This is a genomic window from Micromonospora sp. URMC 105, assembly GCF_051386295.1.
Classification (GTDB): Bacteria; Actinomycetota; Actinomycetes; order Mycobacteriales; family Micromonosporaceae; genus Micromonospora.
The window spans coordinates 1-441 of record NZ_JBPQTL010000227.1 but is presented as its reverse complement, the minus strand read 5'-3'; the positions used below and the strand labels follow the sequence as shown (position 1 = coordinate 441).

The window sequence follows — 441 nt, the reverse complement described above, 5'->3', positions numbered from 1 at the left end:
CGCACCGATGGCGGGCGTGGGGGGCTGCGTCGGGACGTCCGTAGCGGGCTCCGGCGCCCGGGTGGCCGGCGCGGGGCCGGTGGCGTCGGCCCGGGTGAGCGACTCCACCTGCTCCAGCCGGGCACGCGCGCCCATGGTGCGACCAGGCAGGCGCACGTCACCACGGGAGAGCTGCGAGACGAACCACGCCGGCAGGTAACCCTCGACGGGCAGCCCCGGGTTGACCGCCAGCCACCACTCGTGGTTGGGCCAGGTGGCGGCGAGTTCGGGGTACCGGGCGCGGCGGCTGGGACCCGCGGTGGCACCCAGGCAGGCGCGCAGCGCGGCGTCGGAGGTGAAGGCCAGCACGTGGGTCCGGCCGCCCGTGGTCCAGGTGCCCCAGCCCATCGGTGCCTCGCCGGCCAGCGCCTGCGCGGAGACCGGCAGGAGCAGTTCGGTGCC

At 77.3% G+C, this 441-nt stretch carries 1 pseudogene; it reads right to left on the bottom strand.

From position 1 onward, the window contains the following. Window positions 1-441 (bottom strand): annotated as a pseudogene (locus ACSNN7_RS29065) (SseB family protein); the annotation flags it as partial.